General features: G+C 66.6%; 22 protein-coding genes and 1 pseudogene. 14 read left to right on the top strand and 9 right to left on the bottom strand.

Features of this window, described 5'->3' with window-relative positions; all coding sequences use genetic code 11:
• Nucleotides 1-90: 90 nt before the first annotated feature.
• The 4 genes from ybaK to queG all read right to left on the bottom strand — a co-directional run bounded on the left by ybaK (nt 91) and on the right by queG (nt 3,672).
• Entirely contained in the window at nt 91-582 is a 492-nt protein-coding gene (gene ybaK / locus U5A58_RS08215) for a Cys-tRNA(Pro) deacylase (RefSeq protein ID WP_321961060.1), read from the bottom strand.
• A 54-nt stretch (nt 583-636) separates the two neighbouring features.
• Nucleotides 637-1,617, bottom strand: coding sequence for a site-specific tyrosine recombinase XerD (xerD, locus tag U5A58_RS08210; RefSeq protein WP_415774192.1), 981 nt, complete (start codon nt 1,615-1,617; stop codon nt 637-639).
• A gap of 4 nt (nt 1,618-1,621) precedes the next feature.
• Entirely contained in the window at nt 1,622-2,107 is a 486-nt protein-coding gene (locus U5A58_RS08205; RefSeq protein WP_321913084.1) for a methylated-DNA--[protein]-cysteine S-methyltransferase, read from the bottom strand.
• 164 nt (nt 2,108-2,271) lie between these two features.
• Entirely contained in the window at nt 2,272-3,672 is a 1,401-nt protein-coding gene (gene queG / locus U5A58_RS08200; RefSeq protein WP_415774191.1) for a tRNA epoxyqueuosine(34) reductase QueG, read from the bottom strand.
• 17 nt (nt 3,673-3,689) lie between these two features.
• Between queG and tsaE the strand changes: the two genes are divergently transcribed.
• Complete coding sequence (gene tsaE, locus U5A58_RS08195; protein WP_321961057.1) at nt 3,690-4,292, top strand: tRNA (adenosine(37)-N6)-threonylcarbamoyltransferase complex ATPase subunit type 1 TsaE; 603 nt, start codon at nt 3,690-3,692, stop codon at nt 4,290-4,292.
• On the top strand, nt 4,274-5,836 hold the full coding sequence (locus U5A58_RS08190; protein WP_321961056.1) for an N-acetylmuramoyl-L-alanine amidase: 1,563 nt from the start codon (nt 4,274-4,276) through the stop codon (nt 5,834-5,836). The genes tsaE and U5A58_RS08190 overlap by 19 nt, the downstream gene beginning before the upstream one ends.
• Nucleotides 5,837-5,929: 93 nt before the next feature.
• On the opposite strand, the gene U5A58_RS08185 is transcribed toward U5A58_RS08190, so the two are convergent.
• On the bottom strand, nt 5,930-6,826 hold the full coding sequence (locus U5A58_RS08185) for an EamA family transporter (protein WP_321961055.1): 897 nt from the start codon (nt 6,824-6,826) through the stop codon (nt 5,930-5,932).
• 223 nt (nt 6,827-7,049) lie between these two features.
• On the opposite strand from U5A58_RS08185, the gene U5A58_RS08180 reads away from it, so the two are divergent.
• A complete protein-coding gene (locus U5A58_RS08180) occupies nt 7,050-7,931 on the top strand; it encodes a pirin family protein (RefSeq protein WP_321934237.1) in 882 nt (293 codons plus the stop codon).
• A 104-nt stretch (nt 7,932-8,035) separates the two neighbouring features.
• A complete protein-coding gene (gene trxA, locus U5A58_RS08175) occupies nt 8,036-8,884 on the top strand; it encodes a thioredoxin (protein ID WP_321934238.1) in 849 nt (282 codons plus the stop codon).
• A gap of 107 nt (nt 8,885-8,991) precedes the next feature.
• On the opposite strand, the gene tcdA is transcribed toward trxA, so the two are convergent.
• Nucleotides 8,992-9,864 (bottom strand): tRNA cyclic N6-threonylcarbamoyladenosine(37) synthase TcdA, encoded by an 873-nt coding sequence (tcdA, locus tag U5A58_RS08170; RefSeq protein ID WP_321961054.1) that lies wholly within the window; start codon nt 9,862-9,864, stop codon nt 8,992-8,994.
• A gap of 160 nt (nt 9,865-10,024) precedes the next feature.
• Between tcdA and pdxH the strand changes: the two genes are divergently transcribed.
• From pdxH to U5A58_RS08155, 3 genes are all read left to right on the top strand, one after another.
• Nucleotides 10,025-10,666 carry a pyridoxamine 5'-phosphate oxidase gene (gene pdxH, locus U5A58_RS08165; RefSeq protein ID WP_321961053.1) on the top strand — a complete coding sequence of 214 codons (642 nt, stop codon included), beginning with the start codon at nt 10,025-10,027 and terminating at the stop codon, nt 10,664-10,666.
• A 162-nt stretch (nt 10,667-10,828) separates the two neighbouring features.
• Nucleotides 10,829-12,043 (top strand): cyclopropane-fatty-acyl-phospholipid synthase family protein, encoded by a 1,215-nt coding sequence (locus U5A58_RS08160; RefSeq protein WP_321961052.1) that lies wholly within the window; start codon nt 10,829-10,831, stop codon nt 12,041-12,043.
• 106 nt (nt 12,044-12,149) lie between these two features.
• On the top strand, nt 12,150-13,556 hold the full coding sequence (locus U5A58_RS08155) for a DUF72 domain-containing protein (RefSeq protein WP_321961051.1): 1,407 nt from the start codon (nt 12,150-12,152) through the stop codon (nt 13,554-13,556).
• A gap of 51 nt (nt 13,557-13,607) precedes the next feature.
• Here U5A58_RS08155 and msrA read toward each other — a convergent pair whose 3' ends face one another.
• Nucleotides 13,608-14,156 carry a peptide-methionine (S)-S-oxide reductase MsrA gene (msrA, locus tag U5A58_RS08150; protein WP_321961050.1) on the bottom strand — a complete coding sequence of 183 codons (549 nt, stop codon included), beginning with the start codon at nt 14,154-14,156 and terminating at the stop codon, nt 13,608-13,610.
• A gap of 192 nt (nt 14,157-14,348) precedes the next feature.
• On the opposite strand from msrA, the gene U5A58_RS08145 reads away from it, so the two are divergent.
• Nucleotides 14,349-14,861 (top strand): flavin reductase family protein, encoded by a 513-nt coding sequence (locus tag U5A58_RS08145; protein WP_321913097.1) that lies wholly within the window; start codon nt 14,349-14,351, stop codon nt 14,859-14,861.
• A gap of 45 nt (nt 14,862-14,906) precedes the next feature.
• On the opposite strand, the gene U5A58_RS08140 is transcribed toward U5A58_RS08145, so the two are convergent.
• The gene (locus U5A58_RS08140; protein WP_028202039.1) at nt 14,907-15,413 is read right to left on the bottom strand and encodes an Lrp/AsnC family transcriptional regulator; all 507 of its coding nucleotides are present in this window, start codon (nt 15,411-15,413) and stop codon (nt 14,907-14,909) included.
• 130 nt (nt 15,414-15,543) lie between these two features.
• On the opposite strand from U5A58_RS08140, the gene kynB reads away from it, so the two are divergent.
• The 3 genes from kynB to kynA are packed head-to-tail and all read left to right on the top strand — an operon-like array spanning nt 15,544 to nt 18,442.
• The gene (gene kynB / locus U5A58_RS08135; protein ID WP_321961049.1) at nt 15,544-16,173 is read left to right on the top strand and encodes an arylformamidase; all 630 of its coding nucleotides are present in this window, start codon (nt 15,544-15,546) and stop codon (nt 16,171-16,173) included.
• Between the two features lie 51 nt (nt 16,174-16,224).
• Complete coding sequence (gene kynU, locus U5A58_RS08130) at nt 16,225-17,475, top strand: kynureninase (RefSeq protein ID WP_321961048.1); 1,251 nt, start codon at nt 16,225-16,227, stop codon at nt 17,473-17,475.
• 10 nt (nt 17,476-17,485) lie between these two features.
• Complete coding sequence (gene kynA / locus U5A58_RS08125) at nt 17,486-18,442, top strand: tryptophan 2,3-dioxygenase (RefSeq protein ID WP_321961047.1); 957 nt, start codon at nt 17,486-17,488, stop codon at nt 18,440-18,442.
• Nucleotides 18,443-18,517: 75 nt separating this feature from the next.
• On the opposite strand, the gene purM is transcribed toward kynA, so the two are convergent.
• Nucleotides 18,518-19,579: a phosphoribosylformylglycinamidine cyclo-ligase gene (gene purM, locus U5A58_RS08120; RefSeq protein ID WP_321961046.1), complete on the bottom strand. Its 1,062-nt coding sequence runs from the start codon at nt 19,577-19,579 to the stop codon at nt 18,518-18,520.
• A gap of 296 nt (nt 19,580-19,875) precedes the next feature.
• On the opposite strand from purM, the pseudogene hda reads away from it, so the two are divergent.
• From hda to pcnB, 3 genes and pseudogenes are all read left to right on the top strand, one after another.
• Nucleotides 19,876-20,616 (top strand): annotated as a pseudogene (gene hda, locus U5A58_RS08115) (DnaA regulatory inactivator Hda); the annotation flags it as partial.
• 587 nt (nt 20,617-21,203) lie between these two features.
• The gene (locus U5A58_RS08110; protein ID WP_321961045.1) at nt 21,204-21,890 is read left to right on the top strand and encodes an HAD family hydrolase; all 687 of its coding nucleotides are present in this window, start codon (nt 21,204-21,206) and stop codon (nt 21,888-21,890) included.
• A complete protein-coding gene (gene pcnB / locus U5A58_RS08105; RefSeq protein ID WP_321961044.1) occupies nt 21,887-23,518 on the top strand; it encodes a polynucleotide adenylyltransferase PcnB in 1,632 nt (543 codons plus the stop codon). The genes U5A58_RS08110 and pcnB overlap by 4 nt, the downstream gene beginning before the upstream one ends.
• The last annotated feature ends 34 nt before the right edge of the window (nt 23,519-23,552 follow it).

Raw genomic sequence — 23,552 nt, 5'->3', positions numbered from 1 at the left:
GCCCGCGCAAACGGAACAACCGCGCCCAAACCAGGGTAAATCAGGGAAGCAACGGGAACCGGCGGGAAGACGGTAAGCGAACGCCGCGCGTTAGTCGACGCTTGCGCACTGCACCGGCTTCGCGTTCAGGAGCGTCGTGAGCACCGCGGGAGCGAGGCTCACGAGATAACCGCGCCGGCCGCCGTTGAGCCAGATCTCGTCGAGTTCGAGTATGGTCGATTCGACGTACACGGGCATGGCTTTCTTCGTGCCGAAGGGCGAGGTACCGCCCACCAGATAGCCCGAATGACGGTTCGCGACTTCGGGCTTGCACGGCTCGATACGCTTCGCGCCAATCTGCCGCGCGAGATTCTTCGTCGACACCTTGCGGTCGCCGTGCATGAGGACGATGAGCGGCTTCGCGTGCTCGTCCTCCATCACGAGCGTCTTGACGACGCGATGCTCGTCCACGCCGAGCTGGCGCGCGGACTCTTCCGTGCCGCCATGCTCAACATACTCGTAGGGATGCTCGCCGAACGCGACGCCCGCGCGGCGCAGCATCTGCGTGGCAGGCGTTTCGGACACATGTTTCGTTTTGCTCATCGGCGCATTGTAATCGGTGGACTCGCGCTGGCCGCGCTACTGCGTTTGCCAGTTTCACCCGCGCGGATGATGCTTCGCGTGCAAGAGACGCAGCCGCTCGCGCGCCACGTGCGTATAAATTTGCGTAGTGGAAATGTCGCTGTGGCCGAGCAGAAGCTGCACGACCCGCAAGTCCGCGCCGTGATTGAGCAGGTGCGTGGCGAACGCGTGGCGCATCGTGTGCGGCGAGAGCGGCGCATGCACGCCCGCCGCCGCCGCGTGGCGCTTGATGATGTGCCAGAACTGCTGGCGCGTCATGCCTTCGGCGCGCGCGGTCACGAAGAGCGCGTCGGTCGTGCGCGCGCCGAGCAGCACCGGCCGCGCCTCGCGCAGGTAGCGCTCGATCCACGCGTGCGCCTCTTCGCCGAACGGAATGAGCCGCTCCTTGGAGCCCTTGCCGAGCACGCGCACCACGCCTTCGTTCATGCCCACCTCGACGGTCTTGAGCGTGACGAGTTCGGTCACGCGCAGGCCGCTCGCGTACATCAGCTCGAGCATCGTGCGATCGCGCAGGCCAAGCGGCGTCTCGACGTCGGGGGCGCCGAGCAGCGCTTCGACCTGCGCCTCGCTCAACGTGGACGGAAAGCGCGGCGCCTGCTTCGCCGAGCGGATGCGCACGGTCGGGTCCGAGTGCACGCGCTGCTCGCGCAGCGCCCAGCCGTAGTAGCGGCGAAACACCGAAAGGCGCCGGTTCGCCGAAGTCGATTTATCGTCCTTGCGGCGCGCGCTGTAGGCGAGCAAATCGTCTTCGTGGGTCGTGTCGAGCGCGTTGGAGCGCTCGCGCGCGAGCCACTGTGCGAAGAGGCGCAAATCGCGCCGGTAGGCGTCGAGCGTGTTGCGCGAGAGGCCGTGTTCGAGCCACATGGCGTCGCAAAACGTGTCGATGGCCGTGAGGCTCCTGGCAAGCGCTTCGGCCGCGGCGGGGTCGAGCGCGTGTTCCGCTTCGTCGGCGGCATCGCTTACGGCAAGCGGCGGCGGATTCGTCGTCATCGTCATCGTTTTAGCGCAGTTGAAATCGGTTCGACGTGCATTCGTGAGCGAGCAGCCAGCGCTTCACGTCGCGAAAGAAGCCTTCGCCGCCGTGATGCGCGAAACCGCCGAGACCGCTCGCCGACACCACGCGATGACACGGAATCACGAGCGGAAACGGATTGTCGCCGCACGCCTGACCCACCGCGCGCGGGCTGAGGCCGCCAATGCGCTTCGCGAGTTCGCCGTAGGTGAGGACTTCGCCTGCCTCGATTGCGCAGATGCCATCCCACACCCGCCGCTGGAATTCGGTGCCAAGCGGGGCGAGCGGGAGGTCGAAGCCGGCGTCGGCGTTTTCGAAATACTGCGCGATCTGTTCGGCCGCGCGCGCGGCGAGTTCGCAATCGGGCTCGACGCTTGCCGTGTGACCCGGCAGATAGACGATCTCGCGCAGCGCCGGCCCGACGGTTCGGATGCCGACCTTGCCGAATGGCGCGTCGATCACTGCGTTGAACATCGTCGTCTCCTGTCGATTCGGAGTTAGCGCTTCAGCGCTGACTCGGATCCCCTGCAAAGCCGTGCGCGAGCGTTGCACGCCATGGTGCCGCGATGGGCGCGCGATTTCCAGTGCGCCGTCGTTCAATGTCATGTCCATGTCAGCCTCTGCCGTTTCCGCTCCCATCACGCTGCCTCCAGCGCCCAAAGCACATGCTCGCGCACGATTGCCGACTCGTCGTGCTCGCGCTCGCGCAGCGCCTTCACGATCGCGGCGCGCGCGGCGTCGCGCTCGCTATCCGCGCCTTCATGCTGCGGCGCGCGCAGCGCATTGCCCATCGCCACCGCGAGATTGCGCGACCAGCTTTCATAGCCGATGCGCCGTATCGCGCTGCCCTGCATGCGTTCGTCGAACTGCGCCGCGCTCCATGCGAACAGATCGACGAGACTCGCTCGATCGAGCCCATGACGCACGTCGAAATCCGCGACGGGCGCGGCCTGCGCGAACTTGTTCCATGGGCACACGAGCTGGCAGTCGTCGCAGCCATACACACGATTGCCGATCAGCTCGCGCAGTTCCAGGGGAATGCTGCCCTTCAATTCGATCGTCAGATAGGAGATGCAGCGGCGCGCATCCACACGATACGGCCCGGTGATCGCACCCGTCGGGCACGCGTCGATGCAGCGCGTGCAACTGCCGCAATGCGCGCCCGGCGTTTCGGGTGCGACGCTGGCCGCGCCGTGTTCGTGTGCATCGGCGTCGGTGGGCAGCGGCACGTCCACGTAGATCTCGCCGAGAAAGAAGAGCGAGCCCGCGTCGCGCTGCAGGAGCAGCGTGTGCTTGCCGCGCCAGCCCACGCCGGCCTTCTGCGCGAGTTCGACTTCGAGCACGGGCGCGGAGTCGGTAAACACGCGAAAACCGAACGGGCCGATCTCGGCCTCGATGCGTTCGGCAAGCTGCTGCAGCCGCGCGCGCAACACCTTGTGATAGTCGCGCCCGCGTGCGTAGATCGACACGACGGCGGCATGCGGGTCGGCGAGCCGCGCGTGCTCGCGCAGGCGCCAGTCGGCGTGAATGCTCTCGTGGGCAACGTTCGTGCCAACTTGGGCGCCAGCGTCCTCGCTGCGATGCGAGCTGCCTTGCGGAGCACTTTCGCGCGTCTTTCCCGCCGCATTCGGCGCGAGCGTATCGAGGGGCAAATAGGCCATGCGTGCGGTGATCACGCGTCGCGTGCCGGCCACAAGGTCGGCTGGCCGCGCGCGTTTCATCCCATGTTTGGCCATATAATCCATCTCGCCGTGGCAGCCTGCTTCGAGCCACGCGGCGAGGCCCGCCTCGGCATGGGAAAGGTCGGTGTCACTGATACCGATCGCACCGAACCCCAGCTCGCGCCCCCACGTCCGGATGCGCGCCGCGAGCGCGGCGAGCGCCGCCTCATCGAGCAGCGTGGCCGGCTCGCCGGCCGGCGCAGACAAATCTCGCGCCGCCTGTGCCTGAGCACATGCCTGAGCGGACGTTGGGTCGAGCGCCTCCGAAGACGCGCGCGCATCCTGCGCGGAGTTGGAAGGGGAATGCGTGGGGTTCATTACGTCATTTTACGAGAATGCCCGACACGCCCGGTCACGACCACGCGCCGTTTTCGCTTGATCCCTCCGCCGACGTTCTCCTCGAGCGCCGTTTCGATCTCGCCGATGCCGACGCCACCGACGCCTTTGGCGCACGCTTTGCGCATGCGCTCGATTCGTTGCGCGCAAATGCTGCACAAAGCGATGTGCAAAGCGGCGCGCAAGATCCCAACGCACCGCCCTTTCACGGCCTGCACGTGCAGCTGCACGGCGACCTCGGCGCGGGCAAGACCTCGCTCGTGCGCGCCACGTTGCGCGCGCTCGGCCACACGGGCCGTGTGCGCAGCCCCACCTACACGCTCGTCGAACCGTACGCGGTCGCCACGCCGAATGGGGAACTCCAGCTCTATCACTTCGATCTGTACCGTTTCAGCGATCCGGCCGAATGGGCCGACTCGGGCTTTCGCGAATATTTCGCGCAAGGTGCGGTGTGTCTCGTCGAATGGCCGCAACGCGCGGGCGGCCTGCTTGGCGTACCCGATCTCGTGTTTTCGCTCGAGCCCGATGCAAGCGGCGAAGGCCGCGTGCTCACCGCGTACGCATACAGCGCATCAGGAAAGGCATGTCTAGAAAGATGTTAATCAAACCGTTCCGCTCGATCGAATCGGCCGCCACCGCCACGCACAACTGGCGACGCCGGCAGATTCTGAAAGCGGGCGCCTCCACGCTCGTGCTCGGCCTTGCCGTGCCGCGTCTTGCGTGGGCGACTTCGGTCGTTGGCGTGCGTGTGTGGCCCGCGCGCGACTACACGCGCGTCACGATCGAATCGGACCAGCCGCTGCAGAACACACAGCAATTGCTGCAAGGCCCCGATCGTCTCGTCGTCGACCTCACCGGGCTCGATCTCGACGACGCGCTCAAGAACCTCGTCTCCAAGATCACGCCGAACGATCCGCAGATCCAGGCCGTGCGCGTGGGCCAGTACCAGCCGCACGTCGTGCGCATGGTGTTCGACCTCAAGGGGTCGGTGAAGCCGCAGGTGTTCGCGCTGCAGCCGGTGGGCTCGTACAAGTACCGGCTCGTGTTCGACCTCTATCCGGCGGTCGCGCCCGACCCGCTCATGGACCTGCTGGCCCAGACCGAGCGCAAGCAGCAGCAGCTCGACGCGCACCAGGCGATGAAGGACAGCGCGCCGCCCTCCACACTCGCGGGTCCCAATGCGGGAATCAGCGCACCGCCCGCGCGCGACAACAGCGACGCGTTTTTCGAGCGCTACGCGCAGAACGACTCGGGCGCCTCGCCGGGCGCGCCGCGTCCCGCGCCGCCGGTCCCGCCTGCCACCGTTGTACCGCGTGCAGGCAAGCCTGCCGTGCCGAAGCCGCCCGTTGTCGCCCAGCGCAACAACAACGACGACAGCGCCAGCGCCGACGACAACTACGGCTTCACCGCGCCGAAGTCCACCAAGGGCGGCACCACGCGCCTGTTGACCGTCGCGATCGATCCGGGCCACGGCGGCGAAGACCCCGGCGCGATTGGCAGCGCGGGCACCTACGAAAAGCACGTGGCGCTCGACATCGCGAAGAAGCTGCGCGCGAAGATCGACGCCCAGCCCAACATGCGCGCGATGATGACGCGCGACGCCGACTTCTTCGTGCCGCTGAACGTGCGCGTGCAGAAGGCGCGCCGCGTGGGCGCGGACCTTTTCGTCTCGATTCATGCCGACGCATTCACGACGCCTGCGGCGCGCGGCTCATCGGTGTTCGCGCTCTCGGAGCACGGCGCGACGAGCGCCGCGGCGCGCTGGATGGCGAACAAGGAGAACTCGTCGGACCAGATCGGCGGCATCAGCGTGCAAACAGCCGACGCCGCCGTGAACCGCGCGCTCTTCGACATGTCGACGACGGCGCAGATCCGCGACTCGCTGCGTTACGGCGGCTTCGTGCTCGACGAGGTCGGCGAGATCAACAAGCTGCACAAGGGCTCGGTCGAGCAGGCGGGCTTCGCGGTGCTCAAGGCGCCCGACATTCCGTCGATCCTCGTGGAGACGGCCTTCATCAGCAATCCGGAAGAAGAGTCGAGGCTCAACGACGACGCCTATCGCGACAAGATGGCGAACGCGATTCTCAAGGGCATCAAGCGCTATTTCGCGGCCAATCCGCCGCTTGCGAAAAGCCGTATGACCTGAGGCTCAGGCCAGCAAGCCGGGCCTCCTGCGCATCCTGGCAAGCGCCGCGCACGCCTTCGGGCTCGCGCGGCGTTTTCATTTGCAGCGGGAAGACTACGAGCGCACGGCCCCGATGCGCTGCTTGACCCAGCCTCCGAACACGTTCACAGCGAGCCCACCCATCACGAGCACGGCGCCGGCGATCTCGGCCGTGGTCAACTGCTCGCCGAGCAGCAGCGACGCCGAGGCGAGCCCGACGATCGGCACGAGCAGCGAAAACGGCGCCACCTGGCTTGCCGGGTATTTCGAAAGCAGACGGCTCCAGAGGCTATAGCCGATGAGCGTCGCGACGAACGCGAGATAGACGATCGCGCCCACCGAAGTCATGCCGATGCCCGAGAGCGCGGCCACGATGCGCTGCGGACCTTCCATCCAGTAAGAGAGCGCGAGAAACGGCAGCGGCGGCACGAGGCTCGCCCACACCACGAGGCCGACGAGATCCACCTTGCCCACCTTCTTCGTGACGATATTGCCGAACGCCCACATGCAGGCCGCGCACAGCGTGAGCACGAAACCGGCGATGGTCATGCCTTGCGCCCCGCCCGCCATCGACTGCACGCCGATCAGCGCGAGGCCGCCCGCGGCGATCAACAAGCCGACCACGTTCTGCGCGTGAAAGCGCTCACGCAGAAAGACCGCCGCAAAGCCGAGCGTGAAGAACGCCTGCGCCTGCAGCACGACCGAAGCGAGGCCCGCGGGCATGCCCACGTACATGGCGGTGAAAAGAAACGCGAACTGACCGAGCGAGATGGTCGCGCCGTAGGCCAGCAGCCAGCGCAGCGGCATTTGCGGGCGCTTCACGAACAGCACGGCGGGAAAAGCCGCCAGCATGAAGCGCAGCGCGCCGAGCAGGAGCGGCGGCACGCCGTGCAGCCCCACCTTGATCACGACGAAATTCACGCCCCACGCAAGCACCACCACCAGCGCGAGCAACAAGTCCTTCGGCGACATCCCCTTTCTCCTGTTTTGCGTCATACCTTTTGTTCGAAGCGGCGATCTTACCGCCTCGCGCCCCCTCGCGCCGTGCCGCCAGCGCCACGCCCATGCGTTAGCCGCACGCCGGGAACACCGGCGTTAGAATGAGCGCCAGCCTCGCGCGCGGCCTGTCCCGCGCGCCGATTTCGCCCACTCGCTGGCCCAACACGGGCACCGTACGACTCATCCAGGAAGCATCATGTCCTCATCGATCAAAGCGGTTCTCAAGCCTCATCAACGCGACATCGGCAATCTCTATGTGCGGCGCGTGCTGCCCGCGCTCGCCGCACGCCTCGTCGGCCCGTTCATCTTCTTCGACCACATGGGCCCCGCCACGCTCGCTCCGGGCTCGGGCGTCGATGTGCGCCCGCATCCGCATATCGGCCTCGCCACGGTCACCTACCTGTTCGACGGCGCGCTCATGCATCGCGACAGCATCGGTTCGAGCCAGAAGATCGTGCCCGGCGACGTGAACTGGATGACGGCCGGGCGCGGCATCGTCCACTCCGAGCGCACGCCCGACGAGGACCGCGCCACCGGCCTCACCATGCACGGCATCCAGACCTGGGTGGCGCTGCCGCTCGATCACGAAGACACCGAGCCATCGTTCTTCCATCACGCCGCCGCCACGCTGCCCGAAATCGAGCGCAATGGCGTGACGATGCGCGTGATCGCCGGCACGGCGTTCGGCGCGACCGCGCCGGTCGAGACTTTCTCCGGCACGCTTTACGTCGCCGCAGATTTCGCGCCGGGCAGCGCAATCGCGCTCGACGCGGAGCACGAAGAGCGCGGCGTCTATCTCGTGGAAGGCGATCTCGCGATCGACGGCACGCCGCTCGAACAGCACAGCATGGCCGTACTCGTGCCGGGCGAAACCGTCACGCTCTCGAGCACGAATGGCGCCCGCGTGATGCTGCTCGGCGGGGAAAAGCTCGAAGGCGAGCGCTTCATCGAATGGAACTTCGTCGCAAGCTCGCGCGAGAAGATCGAAGCCGCGAAAGAAGCATGGACGCGCCAGGAAATGGGGCATGTTCCCGGCGAAACGGAATGGATTCCGCTGCCGGAAAAGAAGCCGCGCTGAGGCTCCGCTAAGGCTCAATACGGCTCGCCGCGTTCGGAGGACGATTGAAACCTGCACGTTTCGTCCCCAACTAGCGGCATAACGGATTTCTCAACGAGGATGCAATGGACACCACTCTCGCCACTTTCGAAAAAGACGTGATCGAAGCGTCGGCGCTCGCGCCGGTGCTGGTCGACTTCTGGGCGCCCTGGTGCGGCCCTTGCAAGAGCCTCGGCCCGATGCTCGAAAAGCTCGAGGCCGACTACGCGGGCAAATGGAAGCTCGTGAAGGTGAACGTCGACGAAAACCAGGAGCTGGCCGCGCATTTCGGCGTGCGCAGCATTCCGCACGTTGTGGCGTTCGCCGACCGCCAGGCGGTCGATCAGTTCGTGGGCGTGCTGCCCGAAGGCCAGCTGCGCCAGTTCCTCGACGGCCTGATCCCCGACGGCGCCGACGCCGCGCGCCGCGCCGCGCAGGAAGCACTGGCCGAAGGCCGCCGCGACGAAGCCTATGAAGCGCTGCAGGCCGCGCTCGCGTTCGATCCGGGCAACGACGAAGTGCGCATGGACCTGATCGAGATGCTGCTCGCCGACAACCGCGCCGACGAAGCGCAAAAGGAAGTCGAGCTGCTTTCGCCCAAGACCACGCAGGGCATCGACGCGCGCTTCAACGCGCTCAAGACGCGCCTCGACGCGCTCGACGCCGCCGCCGACCTGCCGCCCACCGACGCGCTCGAAGCCCAGGTGGCCGCCAACCCCGCCGACCTCGAAGCGCGCTTCGATCTGGCGAATGCGCTGATCGCGCGGCGCAAGTACGCGGGCGCGCTCGAGCATCTGCTGGAGATCGTGAAGCGCGACCGCGCGTTCCGCGACGACGCGGGCCGCAAGACCATGCTTTCCGTGTTCGATCTCGCGGCGCATCAGCCGCAGCTCGTGAGCGAGTGGCGGCGCAAGTTGAGCGCAACGCTGAACTGATCTCGCGCAGGGCGCACGACGCAGCGCCTGAAAAGCAAAACGCACGGCCTTCTATGGGCCGTGCGTTTTTTTTCGTCGCCGCATTGCACCGGCTCAGGCGGCGCGTATCAGCCCTTCATCGCGCGATGGGCCAACGTTCGCAGCACGTACGAAGCCGCTGCAAAGCCAAAGCTCGCCGTCACGCACACGCTCGAGCCGAAGCCCGCGCAGTTCAGCCCCACCGGACCGTGATGCCCCGGCGACGTAGTGACGTGCTCGGCCTCGGCGTCGACGTCGCACACGGCCGCCTCGGGATAGATGAGCGGTTCGTCCGAATACACGGCGCTCACCTTGAACTTCGCCTTCGGACCGCGCGGGAAACCGTGCTGCTTGCGCAACTGGCCGCGCACCTTGGAGAGCAGCGGGTCCTGGATCGTGAGCGCGAGATCGTCGATGCGAATACGCGTGGGGTCGAGCTGCCCGCCCGCGCCGCCCACCGTGATGAGCGGCACGCGGTGTTCGACGCACCAGGCGATCAGCGCGGTCTTGGTGCGCACGCTGTCGATGGCGTCGATCACGTAGTCGAAGCCGCCGCCCAGCAGCTCGGCGAAGTTCGACGGCTCGACGAAATCCTCGACGAGACGCACGTCGCAGGCCGGGTCGATGAGCTTGATGCGCTCGGCCATGGCCTCGACCTTCGGCTTGCCGTAGTTGCCGTCGAGCGCGTGGATCTGGCGGTTGGTGTTGCTCTCGGCCACGTTGTCGAGGTCGATCAGCGTGAGCTTGCCGATCGCGCTGCGCGCGAGCGCCTCGGCGGCCCACGAGCCTACGCCGCCAATGCCGATCACGGCAACGTGGGCGCGCTCGAACGCGTCGAGCGCGGGTGCGCCATAAAGCCGCGCGATTCCGCCGAATCGGCGGGCGCGGTCTGCAACATCGTCGGCAGGGCTCGCGGTAAGATCGACGGAGCCGGCGGCAGGGGAAATCGGGGTACTGGACATGACGGTAGGCAATCGTAAGCGGACCTCGGACCGGTCACACGCTGCTGTCGCGGTCCTCGCAAGACCCGTATTTTGCCTGATCGCGCCAAACGAGGCCGTGTGCCCCTTGCTTGCCCACCTGTTCGATAGACTCGTCCGCTTTGAAGCGTTTGCATAAAAAATGACATCCCTCGCCGATCTCCGCAAGACCTACTCGCTTGGCTCGCTCGACGCCGCCGACGTCGATCCCGATCCGATCCGCCAGTTCCAGACCTGGTTCGCCCAGGCGCTCGACGCGAAGCTGCCCGAGCCCAACGCCATGACGGTCGCCACCGTCGACGCGCAAGGCCGCCCGGCCGCCCGCATCCTGCTCATCAAGGGCGTGGACGAGCGCGGCTTCGTGTTCTTCACGAACTACGAGAGCCGCAAGGGCCACGAACTGAGCGCGAATCCACATGCGGCGCTGCTCTTTCACTGGATCGAGCTGGAGCGCCAGGTGCGCATCGAGGGCAAGGTCGAACTCACGAGCGCCGAGGAAAGCGACGCCTACTTCAACTCGCGCCCGCTTGGCTCGCGCATTGGCGCGTGGGCCTCGGAGCAGAGCGCGGTGATCGCGAACCGCGAGACGCTCGAAGCACGCGAGCGCGAAATCGTCGCGCAGTACGGCGACGCGCCGCCGCGCCCGCCGCATTGGGGCGGCTACCGGCTCGTGCCGGAAGCGATCGAGTTCTGGCAGGGCCGGCCGTCGCGGCTGCACGACCGTATCCGCTACACGCGTGAGCGCGCGAGTGCTCCGTGGACGATCGAGCGCCTCGCCCCCTGATCTCATGTGCGCGGCGTGCTGCACTCGCGCCGCGCCCACCTTGTTTTCGTCTCACCGCTTTAGCTTCGCGCCGTTCAGTCCCTCGCTGCCGCCATACATCAAGCATCGCAATTCGCTTTTGTCATTGGGCCTCAATCGTTCATCTGACAGGGAGAGAAACGCATGTTCTGGGAGAAAAAACTCGCACACTGGGCAGAAGAAGTGCGCAGCAAGGCCGACCTGCCCGCCCGCCTCGTGCTCTGGAGCGGGCAGCAATACGACTTCGGGCACTTCACCGCGCCTCGGGTCACACTCAAGGTCAATAGCGCGTCGGCGCTGCCGCTGCTGCTCACGCCGAGCCTCGACAATCTCGGCGAGGCCTACGTGAAGGGCAAGATCGACATCGAAGGCAAGCTCGCCGACATCATCAACATCAGCTACTCGCTCGCGCGCAACACCGTCACGAGCGCCGGCAAGCTCGCGCGCGTGCGCCGCTATTTCACGCATTCGAAGTCCACGGACAAACAGGCCATCCAGTACCACTACGACGTCTCGAACGAGTTCTACAAGCTCTGGCTCGACGAGAACATGGTCTATTCGTGCGCCTACTTCGAGAACGGCGATGAAGACCTCGCGACCGCCCAGCTCAAGAAAATCGACCACATCCTCACGAAGATCCAGGTACAGGAAGGTCAGACACTGCTCGATATCGGCTGCGGATGGGGCGCGCTCGTGCTGCGCGCGGCGCAGAAGTTCGGCGCGCGCTGCGTGGGCGTAACGCTCTCGCAGAACCAGTTCGATCTCGCCACCGCGCGCGTGAAGGCCGCGGGTCTGGAAAAGCGCATCGAGATCCGGCTGCAGGACTATCGCGACGTGCAGGGCCAGTTCGACCGCATCACGAGCGTGGGGATGTTCGAGCACGTCGGGCGCAAGAATCTGCCGGGCTATTTCCGCAAGGTCCACGACCTGCTCGCCGACGACGGCGTCGCCATGAATCACGGCATTACTTCGTCGGACGCCGACTCGGGCGAAACGGCGCTCGGCGGCGGCGAGTTCATCGACCGCTACGTATTCCCCGACGGCGAGCTGCCGCACATCGGCCTCGCGCTCGAAGCGGCGCAGCGCGGCGGCCTCGAAGCGGTTGACGTGGAGAGCCTGCGCCGTCACTATGCGCACACGCTCGATTTGTGGGCGGAGAATTTCGAGGCGCGCGCCGAGGAAGCGAAACGGCTCGTCGACGACGAGAAGTTCCGCATCTGGCGCGTTTATCTGGCGGGTTGCGCGTACGCGTTCGAGCACGACGACGTGTCGATCTTCCAGATCGTCTGCCGCAAGGCCGGCCGCAGCGCGACAACGCTGCCGTGGTCGCGCCGGTATATGTACGAGAAGCCGCTCTGACGCGGGCGGCGGCGCGGTTCGCCGCGCCGCCGGCGCATCGACTGTCCCCGCAGTTGCGCCCGACTCAGGCGGCTTCGCCCCACGACCGCCATCAAGACGCCACTGCATGAACGATCGCGACGACGGCCACGACCTGTTTGGCGACATGAAGATTGGGTCGGCCAACGAACCCGGACTCGACGCCGCACGCCCGGCTGCGCGCCCGGTCGCACGCCACAACACGCCGAAAGCCGAAGCCCGCGCCGAGCCGCAACCCGACTTGTTCGGCTTTTCGGCGCCGGTGCCTGCGCCAAAGCCCGCCGCGAAATCCGCGAGCCAGCGCCCCGCCCGCGCCACGCACGACGACGACGCCGCAGTCGAAGCGCGCGATGAAGGCGAGCCGCGCCCTAAATCACCGAAGAAGCCTGCGCCCAGCAGCGACGCCCCCAAGCGCCGCGGCCGCGGCGTGCTGCCCGCCGTGGCCACGCAAGACACGCTCGACGTCGCCGCCGCGCTGCCTGCGAGCGTGCGGCTCGGCACCTCGTCGTGGTCGTTTCCCGGCTGGCGCGGCATTGTCTACGGCGAGGACTACAGCCAGTCCAAGCTCGCCCGCGACGGCCTCTCGGCCTACGGCGCGCATCCGCTGCTGCGCTCGGTCAGCATCGACCGCTCGTTTTACGCGCCGCTCACCGTCACCGATTACCTGCGCTACGCACAGCAGGTGCCGGACCACTTCCGCTTCATCGTCAAGGCGCCGGCGCTCGTCACCGACGCCAGTGTGCGCGGCGAACGTGGCGAGCCCGTCTCGGCGAACCCGTGCTTTCTCAATGCGGAGCTGGCTGTGCGCGAATTCGTCGAGCCGTGCCTCGCAGGGCTTGGCTGCAAGGCAGGCGCGCTCGTATTCCAGTTCCCGCCGCTGCCTGATCAGCTGCTGGCCGACCCGGCGGTGTTCGTCGAACGGCTGACCGCCTTCCTCGCCGCGCTGCCGCCCCTGCCCAAACCACCCGAGCCCTGCGCAGCCGGCGACGGTCCCTGCTACGCCGTCGAGATTCGCGACGCGATCCTGCTCACGCCGCGCTTCGTGCGCACGCTGCGCGCCGCGGGTGTGCGCTACTGCGTGGGCTTGCACGCCCGCATGCCGGACCCGCTGCGCCAGGCCGCAGCGCTCGCGCTGATGGACGGCGAAGCGCCGGCCGGCCCGCTGATCGTGCGCTGGAGCCTGCATAGCGGCTTCAAGTACGAACAGGCGAAGGCGCGCTACGAGCCGTTCGACAAGCTGGTGGACGAAGACCCGCACACGCGCGTTACGCTCGCGGAACTCGCTGCACGCTACGCGATGGCGGGCCAGCCCGTGCTGATCACGACGAACAACAAGGCGGAAGGATCGGCACCGCTCACGTGCGCGAAGCTCGCGCGGGCGATTGCGGAAGAGATGGAACGCTTACGCGGGGAAATGGCGCCGGAAGCCGCGCACGACGCGACGCCGGACGACGCATCGCCCGGCGTGCAGGAAGAAGAACAAAACGAAAACTGACGCGCGCGGCATCGAAACCTCGGTATCGAAACCTCGCGCGCCAGCTCGCGCTTATTCCGGCTTGAGCCGGTGCGCGAACTTCTGGCGGAATTTCGCGACCTTCGGCGCGACCACGAACGAGCAATAGCCCTGGTTCGGGTGTTGCGCGAAGTAGTTCTGGTGGTACGCCTCGGCGGGGAAATAGTTGCCGTCGAGCGGCAGCACCTGGGTCACGATCTTGCCGTCGTACACGCCCTCGGCGGCCAGTTCGCGAATCGCCTGCTCGGCCGTTTCGCGCTGCGCCTCGGAGTGCGTGAAGATCACCGAGCGGTATTGCGTGCCCACGTCGTTGCCCTGGCGGTTCAGCTGCGTGGGATCGTGAATCGCGAAAAAGATGTCGAGAATCTCACGATAGCTGATCTTCGCGGAATCGAAGTCCACCTTCACGACCTCGGCGTGACCGGTCTCGCCGTCGCAGACCTGCTCGTAGCTCGGGTTCGCCGCGTGGCCGCCCGCGTAGCCCGACTCCACGGCATTGACGCCCTCCACACGCAGGTACACCGCTTCCAGGCACCAGAAGCATCCGCCGCCCAGGGTGGCCGTTTCGACTGTCTGACTCATGCTGTTCGCTCCTTTGATCGTGATTGCGGACGCGGTTACGGGCCTCACCTCGGACACCACCGCGCGGTGCCCCGCGCGACCCGCCATCCGCCGCTTCCGCTAAAATTGTGACAATTCGCCGAATTTCCACATGACGTTGATCCCGATTTCTGCTCCCGCCGCCGCGCGCGCGGCCCGTGAAGGCCTGCCCCGATGACCCGCCGCGCCAGCCCGCCCAACTTCGACGACGGCGCATTTCGCCGCGCGCTTGGCCAGTTCGCCACCGGCGTGACCGTAATCACGACGCGCGCGCCCGACGGCACGCTCATTGGCATCACGGCCAGCTCGTTCAACTCGGTCTCGCTCAATCCGCCGCTCGTGCTGTGGAGTCTCGCCACGCGCTCGGCTTCCATGCCGGTGTTCCGCTCGAACAGCCATTATGTGATCAATGTGCTTGCCGCGTCGCAGCTCGACCTGTGCAAGCGCTTTGCGACCGTGAAGGGCGACCGGTTCGAGGGCGTCTCGCACGCGGCCAGCGACACCGGCATGCCCGTGCTGGACGGCGCGATCGCGTGGTTCGAGTGCCACAACCGCAGCCGCTACGACGAAGGCGACCACGTGATTTTCGTCGGAGAAGTGGAACGCTGCGGCGTGCGCGAGGACGGCACCGACGCTTCGCCGCTCGTGTTCCACGGCGGTGCGTTCCACCGGCTCCAGTCACTCTGAGATATCCGATAAGGCGCCGAGTGCGCCTTATTGGCGCCCTGCCAGTTACGCCGGCGCGCTCTTGGGCTCGCGCTGCGCGATCAGGTCCACCGGCACGCCCACTTCCACCTTGAGCGTCGTGAGCACGATGTTCGAGCGTATGTCCATCACACCCGGCGCCTTGTACAGCTTGTTAAGCACGAAGTCCGAGTAGTGCTTGAGGTTGTGCGCGAGCACGCGCAGCAGATAGTGCGTCTCGCCCGTCACGACATACGCCCCCACCACCTCCGGCCAGTCGCGCAGCGCCGTGACGAAACGCTCGTGCCAGCTCTCCTGGTCGTTGCGCATCGACACCTGCACGAAAGCCTCCATCTCGAAGCCGAGAATCTCCCGGTTCAGACTCGCGCGGTAACGCTCCACCACGCCCTGCTCCTCGAGCAGCCGCAAACGGCGCAGGCATGCCGATGGCGAGAGCGAAATGCGCTCCGCAAGGTCGAGATTGCTGATCCGCCCCTCGTTCTGTAGCACGGCGAGAATACGGCAATCGGTAGCATCAAGCGAGATTGCGTTCATATTTGGTCTCCATTCCCGTCTTAAGACAAATTATGTGCCAACAACGGGAGTTTGCGGCGTTTTTTTCGCAAGCACATTTCGCGACGAGTTGCCTATCATTCGAAGCATCAGGAGAGACATCGTCACCGACATGACGCAGATCAAAGACATTTCCCCGCAGATTCACCCTGCAACGCCCGTCTGGCCTGGCGATACGCCCGTGAGCGTCGAGCGCGTATGGCGCATGGAGGCGGGCTCGCCGGTCAACGTCGCGCGCGTGACGCTGTCGCCGCACACCGGCGCGCACACCGACGCCCCGCTGCACTACGACGCCGAAGGCGCGCCGATCGGCGAAGTGCCGCTCGACACATATATCGGCGCGTGCCGCGTGATTCATTGCGTGGGCGCAGCGCCCCTCGTGCTGCCCGAGCACGTGGAAGGCGCGCTGCCCGGCATCCCGCCGCGCGTGCTGCTGCGCACCTATGCGCGCGCGCCGCAGGACCACTGGGACAGCAAGTTTTGCGCCGTCGCGCCGGAAACGATCGATCTGCTGGCCGCGCACGGCGTGCGTCTCATCGGCATCGACACGCCTTCGCTCGACCCGCAGGAATCGAAGACGATGGACGCGCATCACCGCATCCGCGCGCATGGCATGGCGATCCTCGAAGGCATCGTGCTCGACGACGTCACGCCCGGCGACTACGAACTGATCGCACTGCCGCTGAAGTTTGCGACGCTCGACGCAAGCCCCGTGCGCGCCGTGCTGCGCGCGTTGCCTTGAGCCGCCGCCGACCCAATCCCCGCTAAACCCGCCACATCACGAAACGCAGACATGAACGACCGCAACGAAGCCCTGGCAGCCGATCGCGCCGATCCGCTCGCCGCCCTGCGCGAGCAATTCACGCTCGCGGCCGGCACCATCTATCTCGACGGCAACTCGCTCGGCGTGCCGCCCTCGGCCTCGGCCGCGCGCGCGCAGGCCGTGATCGGCGGCGAATGGGGCGAAGGCCTCATCCGCAGCTGGAACACGGCGGGCTGGTTCGCCATGCCCAAGCGCCTCGGCAACAAGCTCGCCAAGCTGATCGGCGCGGCCGAAGACGAAGTCGTCGTCACCGATACCATCTCGATCAATCTCTTCAAGGCGCTTTCCGCCGCGCTGCGCGTGCAGAACGCGCGCGACCCGAAGCGCCGCGTGATCGTCTCGGAGCGCTCGAACTTTCCGAGCGACCTGTACATCGCGCAAGGGCTCATCGAGCAGCTTGACCGCGGCTATGAACTGCGCCTCGTCGATGATCCTTCCGAGTTGCGCGCCGCCATCCGCGAAGACGTGGCGGTGGCGATGATCACGCACGTGAACTACCGCACGGGCGAGATGCACGACATGCGCGTGCTCACCGAGCATATTCACGCACAAGGCGCGCTCGCTCTGTGGGATCTCGCGCATTCGGCGGGCGCCGTGCCCGTCGACCTGAACGGCGCGAACGCCGACTACGCCGTGGGCTGCACCTACAAGTACCTGAACGGCGGCCCCGGCTCGCCAGGCTTCGTGTGGGTGCCCAAGCGCCACCAGAGCGCGTTCTCGCAGCCGCTTTCGGGCTGGTGGGGGCATAAGTCGCCGTTCGAGATGAACCCCGTGTACCGCCCCGACGACGGCATCGCCCGCTACCTCTGCGGCACGCAGCCGATCATTTCGATGGCGCTCGTCGAATGCGGTCTCGACGTGTTCCTGCAAACCGACATGCAGGCCATTCGCCGCAAGTCGCTTGCGCTCACGGACCTCTTCATCGAACTGGTCGAGACGCGCTGCAAGGAATACGGCCTCACGCTCGTCACGCCGCGCGCTCATGCGCAGCGCGGCTCGCACGTGAGCTTCGAGCATCCGCACGGCTACGAGGTGATGCAGGCGTTGATCGCGCGCGGCGTGATCGGCGACTATCGCGAACCGCGCGTGCTGCGCTTCGGCTTCACGCCGCTGTATCTGCGTTACGTCGATGTGTGGGACGCCGTGGAAACGCTGCGCGACGTGCTCGCGACCGAGGCCTGGCGCAAGCCCGAATTCGCCGAACGCGGCGCAGTGACCTGAGGAGCGGCAGATGAACGATCACATGCAAGTCCCAGGCATGCCCGACGCCGGTGAAACCGCGGGTGCAACCACCGCAGCCGCACGCGGCGGCTGCCCGTTCGGACACGGCGCAGCCACGCCGCCGGCGCCCGTAAATGCCGAACAAGGCGAAGGCTGGCACGACGCGCAGCTCGACTTCTCGAAGTCGATGAGCTACGGCGACTACCTCGCGCTCGACGCCGTGCTCAACGCGCAGCACCCGCTCTCGCCCGACCACAACGAGATGCTGTTCATCGTGCAGCATCAAACGAGCGAGCTGTGGATGAAGCTCGCGCTCTACGAGCTGCGCGCGGCGCTCGCCAACGTGCATCGCGACGCGCTGCCGCCCGCGTTCAAGCAGCTTGCGCGCGTCTCGCGCATCATGGAGCAGCTCGTGCAGGCGTGGAACGTCCTCTCGACGCTCACGCCCTCCGAGTACACGGCCATGCGGCCGTACCTGGGCGCGTCGTCGGGCTTCCAGTCGTACCAGTACCGGCAGATCGAATTCCTGCTCGGCAACAAGAACGCGCAGATGCTCAAGCCGCACGAGCATCGGGGCGAGATTTTCGAGCAGGTCAAAGCGACGCTCGAAGCGCCCTCGTTCTACGACGAAGTGATTCGCCTGCTCGCGCGCCGCGGCTTTGCCATCGCACCCGAGCGCCTGAACCGTGACTGGTCGCGGCCGACCGAACACGACGCCACGGTCGAGGCCGCATGGCTCGAGGTGTATCGCAATCCTTCGGAGTACTGGGATTTGTACGAGATGGCCGAAGAACTCGTCGATCTCGAAGACGCGTTCCGTCAATGGCGCTTTCGCCACGTGACGACGGTCGAGCGCATCATCGGCTTCAAGCAGGGCACGGGCGGCACGAACGGCGCGCCGTATCTGCGCAAGATGCTCGACGTCGTGCTGTTCCCCGAGCTTTGGCACGTGCGCACGGTGCTGTAACGCCGGGCGTCACGCCCAAAAGAAAAATGCCCGCCATCGATGGCGGGCATTTTTTTGCGCGGCAACGCGTGAAGCTTAGATCACCACGGTCTGCGCTTCGCCTTCCTTGCTTTCGCGCACCATGCCGATCTTCCACACTTGCTCGCCCGCAGCAGCCAGCAGCGCGAGCGCCGCATCGGCTTGATCCGCGGCCACGATCACGGCCATGCCGATGCCGCAGTTGAACACGCGGTGCATTTCCGCATCGGCCACGCCGCCGTGCTGTTGCAGCCACGTGAAGAGCGGCGGCAGCGGCCATGCCGCGTGATCCAGCTCGGCCGTGAGGCCTTCGCGCAGCACGCGCGGAATGTTCTCGACGAGGCCGCCGCCCGTGATGTGCGCCATGCCCTTCACGGTGATGGTTTCCATCAGCTTGAGCAGCGGCTTCACGTAGATGCGCGTGGGGGCCATCAGCGCGTCGGCGAGCGAGCGGCCGTCGAAGTCGGCGGCGAGGTCCGGCTGCGCGCGCTCGATGATCTTGCGCACGAGCGAGAAGCCGTTCGAGTGGATGCCGCTCGAAGCGAGACCGAGCACCACGTCGCCCGGGACGATCGTGCTGCCGTCGATGATCTTGCTCTTTTCGACCGCGCCCACCGCGAAACCGGCCAGGTCGTATTCGCCGTCGGGGTACATGCCCGGCATTTCGGCCGTTTCACCGCCGATCAGCGCGCAGCCCGACAGCTCGCAGCCTTGCGCGATGCCCTTCACGACGGTGGCCGCCGTATCGACATCCAGCTTGCCGCAGGCAAAGTAGTCGAGGAAGAACAGCGGCTCGGCGCCCTGCACGAGGATGTCGTTCACGCTCATCGCGACGAGATCCTGGCCGACCGTGTCGTGTTTGTTCAGATGAAATGCGAGGCGCAGCTTGGTGCCCACGCCGTCGGTGCCCGAGACGAGCACGGGCTCCTTGTACTTCTTCGGCACTTCGAAGAGCGCGCCGAAACCGCCGATGCCGCCCATCACGCCTTCGCGCAGGGTCTTCTTCGCAAAGGGCTTGATGCGGTCGACGAGCGCGTCACCCGCGACCATGTCCACGCCCGCGTCGGCGTAAGAGAGGCCTTGGGGCTGATTAGCGGGGCCGGATTTCGGTTGATTCATGGGGAAGCGCCAGAAGGTCGGTAAAATGCGATTTTAACCGATTGACGGCGCCCCGCCGCCGCGGGTGGAGCGAGATTTGGAACGCGCCTCGCTTGACGCCCCACCACCGGAAACCGAGTTTTGCCGCAGAACACACTGTATTTCGCGCAGTACCCGCGTCGGGCCGCAATCTGGACCGGGATCGCGCTCGCCCTCGGCCACGTGCTGCGGCGCTCGCGGCTCAGTGATCTCCGCAGATCTCAGCGCAGTTCTCGCGAGAGCACGCTTTACTAGAACCGATTCCGTCCAGACACACCGTGCAGCGACAGTTAACGCTCGATCTCGGCACCCCGCCGCCATCGACCTTCGACAACTTCCATATCGGCGCCAACGCCGAGCTGGTCGCGCGCCTGCGCGGTCTGGACGCGGCGCTCACGGCGGGCCCGGTCGCCGATCGCACGTTTTACGTCTGGGGCGAACCGGGCAACGGGCGCAGCCATCTGCTGCACGCGCTCGCCGACGAGGCACCGCCGGGCCACGTGCGCTATCTGGGCCCGCAAAGCGCGCTGGCCGCGTTCACGTTCGATCCGCGCGTGACGATCTACGCGGTGGACGACTGCGATTCGCTCTCGGGCGCGCAGCAGATCGCGCTCTTCAACCTGTTCAACGAGGTGCGCTCCTACCCGAGCTGCGCGCTCGTCGCGACGGGCAACGCGCCGCCCATGGGTCTCGCCGTGCGCGAGGACCTGCGCACGCGCCTCGGCTGGGGCCTCGTGTTCCACCTCGTGCCGCTCTCCGACGAAGGCAAGGCGGCGATCCTCAAGCTCGCCGCACGCGAGCGCGGCATTGCGCTCGCCGACGACGTGCCCGCCTACCTGCTCACGCACTTCCGGCGCGACATGCCGAGCCTCATGGGCTTGCTCGACGCGCTCGACCGCTTCTCGCTCGAACAGAAGCGCGCCGTGACGCTGCCGCTCTTGCGCACGATGCTCGCCAACGGCGTGGGGGATCTCGTGAGCGTAGCGAGCACGCCGGCGACGGACGATGCGCTTCCCGGTGAAGACCCGGCGCAAACAAACGAAGCGGCGCAAGCGGACGAAGCAGACGAACGCGACGCGGCTCCGGATGACGACATCGCGGCGCAGGCGCAACTCGCCGGTCTCGATGCGCCGACCGCGCCGCCCTCGCCCGCGGCGGAGCCCGACGACAACGCCCAGCCCTACGAAGCGCCGAAAGCACCAGCCCTGCAGGCACGCGCACCGGCGCCCGTGCCCTTCGACAAACCGACCGACAACGTCGAAGGCGAATTAGGGGCCAAATACCGTCACGTCGTCCACAAGGAGTTGGGCACGGACCTCAAGGGCGAAGTCGAAGCCGACGTGAGCAACGAAATGACCGGCGAGCTGCGCGGCGATCTCGATGCGCCGGGCGGGACCGCTGCAGGCGCCGCGAACACTGCCGAGAACAGCGGCCAAGCGCCGGCATCGTCATCGGCAACGCCCGATCCGTCCCACGCGCAAGACAGCGAATCGTCCGCCGCAAGCGAGACGCCTCCCGCACCCGAATCCCCCGCGGACCCCGCCGCGCCGACGCCGCCCGTCGGCGGCGGCAACGGCGTCCCCCGCTTCAAGTAAAATGAGCGCCCATGGCTAACCTTGCACTTTTTGACCTCGATCACACCCTGATCCCCACCGACAGCGACCACGAATGGGGCCGCTTCATGGTGAAGCTCGGCATTGTCGACGGCGAGCGCTTTGCGGAGCAAAACGACCGCTTCTATGCCGACTACAAGGCCGGCAAGCTCGACATCCACGCGTACCTCGTCGCCATGCTCACGCCGCTCGCGAAATATTCTCGCGCGCAGTTGAAGCAATGGCACGACCAGTACATGCACGAGGTGATCAAGCCGACCATCCTGCCGAGCGCGGTCGAACTCGTGAAAAAGCACAAGGAAGCGGGCGATCTCTGCTGCGTGGTCACGGCCACCAACGAATTCATCACGGCGCCCATCGCCGAGGTGTTCGGCGTGGACAAGCTGATTGCGTGCGAAGTCGAAACCGTCGACGGCCATCCGGCATCGGCCTTCACCGGCCGCCCGACCGGCACGCCGAGCTATCGCGAAGGCAAGATCGTGCGCGTCGAAGCGTGGCTCGCCTCGCTTGGCAAAAGCTGGTCGGACTTCGAGCACAGCTACTTCTATAGCGACTCGCACAACGACATCCCGCTGCTCGAAAAAGTCACCGACCCGATCGCCACCAACCCCGACGACACCCTGCGCGCTCACGCGCAACAAGCGGGCTGGCGCATCCTCGATTTGTTCCAAGCCCAGTGATCAAGAAACTCATCCGCAAGCTGTTCGGCCAGGACGACGCCGAAGCGGCGCAAGACACCGAAGCCCCCGCCGCCGATCCGCACACGGCCTCGCATGAAGGCGCGGCCGCCGCTGCCGGCACCACCCGCGCGCGCCGCAAACCGGCCAGCGCGCAGAAGACGTCGAAGCCGCGCGGCAGCAAAGGCGCGCCCGATCCGGCCACGCCCGTCATCCTTTCCGCCGATGTCCACGGCATCAACCCCGCGCTCATCTCGCGCAACGCCGTGCGCGTGACCGAAGGCCTGCAGCAAGCGGGCTTCCGGGCGTTCATCGTGGGCGGCGCGGTGCGCGACCTGCTGCTCGGCGTCGCGCCGAAGGACTTCGACGTGGCCACCGACGCCACGCCCGACCAGGTGCAGAAGCTGTTCCGCCGCGCGCGCATCATCGGCCGGCGCTTCCAGATCGTGCACGTGCAGTTCGGCCAGGAAATCATCGAGGTCTCGACGTTCCGCGCGCTGGTGGACGCCCCGCCCGCCGATGCCGCGCCCGCTCCGGCGCCCGCGAAGCGCATGCGCCGCGACGAGCTCGACCGCAAGACCCACGCCGTTGATGCGAGCGGCCGTGTGCTGCGCGACAACGTCTGGGGCGAGCAGCACGAAGACGCCACGCGCCGCGACTTCACGATCAACGCGATGTACTACGACCCGGCCACGCAGACGGTGCTCGACTATCACAACGGGATGGCCGACATGCGCGCGCGCCTGTTGCGCATGATCGGCGACCCGGCCACGCGTTACCGCGAAGACCCGGTGCGCATGATGCGCGTGGTGCGTTTCGCGGCAAAGCTCGGCTTCGAGATCGAGGAGCACACGCGCGAGCCGATCACGAAACTCGCGGACCTCATCAACAACGTGCCGGCGGCGCGTCTGTTCGACGAGATGCTCAAGCTGCTGCTCTCGGGCCACGCGCTCGAGTGCCTGCGGTGGCTGCGCAAGGAAGGGCTGCACCACGGCCTCCTGCCGCTCCTCGACGTAATTCTCGAGCAGCCGCAGGGCGAGCGTTTCATCACGCTCGCGCTCTCGAACACCGACGCGCGCGTGCGCGCGGGCAAGCCGGTGTCGCCGGGCTTCCTGTTCGCCACGCTGCTTTGGCACGACGTGCAGCAGCGCTGGCAACAGTACACGGCTGCGGGCGAAATCCCGGTGCCGGCGCTGCATCGCGCGATGGACGACGTGATCGACGCGCAAACAGAGAAGCTCGCGATCCATCGCCGCTTCTCGTCGGACATGCGCGAGATCTGGGGCCTGCAGCTGCGCCTTGAAAAGCGTGGCCGCGGCGCGCTCAAGCTGCTGGAACACCAAAGATTTAGAGCAGGGTATGATTTCCTCCTGCTGCGCTGCGAATCGGGCGAACTGGACGCCGAAATCGGCCAATGGTGGACCGACTTCATTTCCGGCGACATCGCCGCGCGCGAGGCGCTGCTCTCGCAGGGCGGCAAGGAGCGCTCGCCGCGCAAGCGCCGCCGCCGCGGCGGCGCGAAGAGCCGCAGAACGGGTGAAGGTGCTGCGTCGGAAGCCGACGCAGGCGGTGACGAGCAGGAAGCCAGCAGTGCAGACTATGACGGCCACACCGGTCCGCATGAGGACTGACGCCGTGCGGCGTCGCGGCAAGCCGCGATGCACA

This window comes from Paraburkholderia sp. J7 (assembly GCF_905220155.1).
In the GTDB taxonomy this organism is placed as follows: domain Bacteria; phylum Pseudomonadota; class Gammaproteobacteria; order Burkholderiales; family Burkholderiaceae; genus Paraburkholderia.
The sequence above is the reverse complement of the archived record's forward strand: the minus strand, read 5'-3'. Positions and strand labels throughout refer to the sequence as shown.

Bases quoted from the DNA above. Each gene is read 5' to 3' on its own strand.
- ybaK (WP_321961060.1), bottom strand. From the start codon at position 582: ATGAGCAAAACGAAACATGTGTCCGAAACGCCTGCCACGCAGATGCTG.
- xerD (WP_415774192.1), bottom strand. From the start codon at position 1,617: ATGACGATGACGACGAATCCGCCGCCGCTTGCCGTAAGCGATGCCGCC.
- U5A58_RS08205 (WP_321913084.1), bottom strand. From the start codon at position 2,107: ATGTTCAACGCAGTGATCGACGCGCCATTCGGCAAGGTCGGCATCCGA.
- queG (WP_415774191.1), bottom strand. From the start codon at position 3,672: ATGAACCCCACGCATTCCCCTTCCAACTCCGCGCAGGATGCGCGCGCG.
- tsaE (WP_321961057.1), top strand. From the start codon at position 3,690: ATGCCCGACACGCCCGGTCACGACCACGCGCCGTTTTCGCTTGATCCC.
- U5A58_RS08190 (WP_321961056.1), top strand. From the start codon at position 4,274: ATGTCTAGAAAGATGTTAATCAAACCGTTCCGCTCGATCGAATCGGCC.
- U5A58_RS08185 (WP_321961055.1), bottom strand. From the start codon at position 6,826: ATGTCGCCGAAGGACTTGTTGCTCGCGCTGGTGGTGGTGCTTGCGTGG.
- U5A58_RS08180 (WP_321934237.1), top strand. From the start codon at position 7,050: ATGTCCTCATCGATCAAAGCGGTTCTCAAGCCTCATCAACGCGACATC.
- trxA (WP_321934238.1), top strand. From the start codon at position 8,036: ATGGACACCACTCTCGCCACTTTCGAAAAAGACGTGATCGAAGCGTCG.
- tcdA (WP_321961054.1), bottom strand. From the start codon at position 9,864: ATGTCCAGTACCCCGATTTCCCCTGCCGCCGGCTCCGTCGATCTTACC.
- pdxH (WP_321961053.1), top strand. From the start codon at position 10,025: ATGACATCCCTCGCCGATCTCCGCAAGACCTACTCGCTTGGCTCGCTC.
- U5A58_RS08160 (WP_321961052.1), top strand. From the start codon at position 10,829: ATGTTCTGGGAGAAAAAACTCGCACACTGGGCAGAAGAAGTGCGCAGC.
- U5A58_RS08155 (WP_321961051.1), top strand. From the start codon at position 12,150: ATGAACGATCGCGACGACGGCCACGACCTGTTTGGCGACATGAAGATT.
- msrA (WP_321961050.1), bottom strand. From the start codon at position 14,156: ATGAGTCAGACAGTCGAAACGGCCACCCTGGGCGGCGGATGCTTCTGG.
- U5A58_RS08145 (WP_321913097.1), top strand. From the start codon at position 14,349: ATGACCCGCCGCGCCAGCCCGCCCAACTTCGACGACGGCGCATTTCGC.
- U5A58_RS08140 (WP_028202039.1), bottom strand. From the start codon at position 15,413: ATGAACGCAATCTCGCTTGATGCTACCGATTGCCGTATTCTCGCCGTG.
- kynB (WP_321961049.1), top strand. From the start codon at position 15,544: ATGACGCAGATCAAAGACATTTCCCCGCAGATTCACCCTGCAACGCCC.
- kynU (WP_321961048.1), top strand. From the start codon at position 16,225: ATGAACGACCGCAACGAAGCCCTGGCAGCCGATCGCGCCGATCCGCTC.
- kynA (WP_321961047.1), top strand. From the start codon at position 17,486: ATGAACGATCACATGCAAGTCCCAGGCATGCCCGACGCCGGTGAAACC.
- purM (WP_321961046.1), bottom strand. From the start codon at position 19,579: ATGAATCAACCGAAATCCGGCCCCGCTAATCAGCCCCAAGGCCTCTCT.
- U5A58_RS08110 (WP_321961045.1), top strand. From the start codon at position 21,204: ATGGCTAACCTTGCACTTTTTGACCTCGATCACACCCTGATCCCCACC.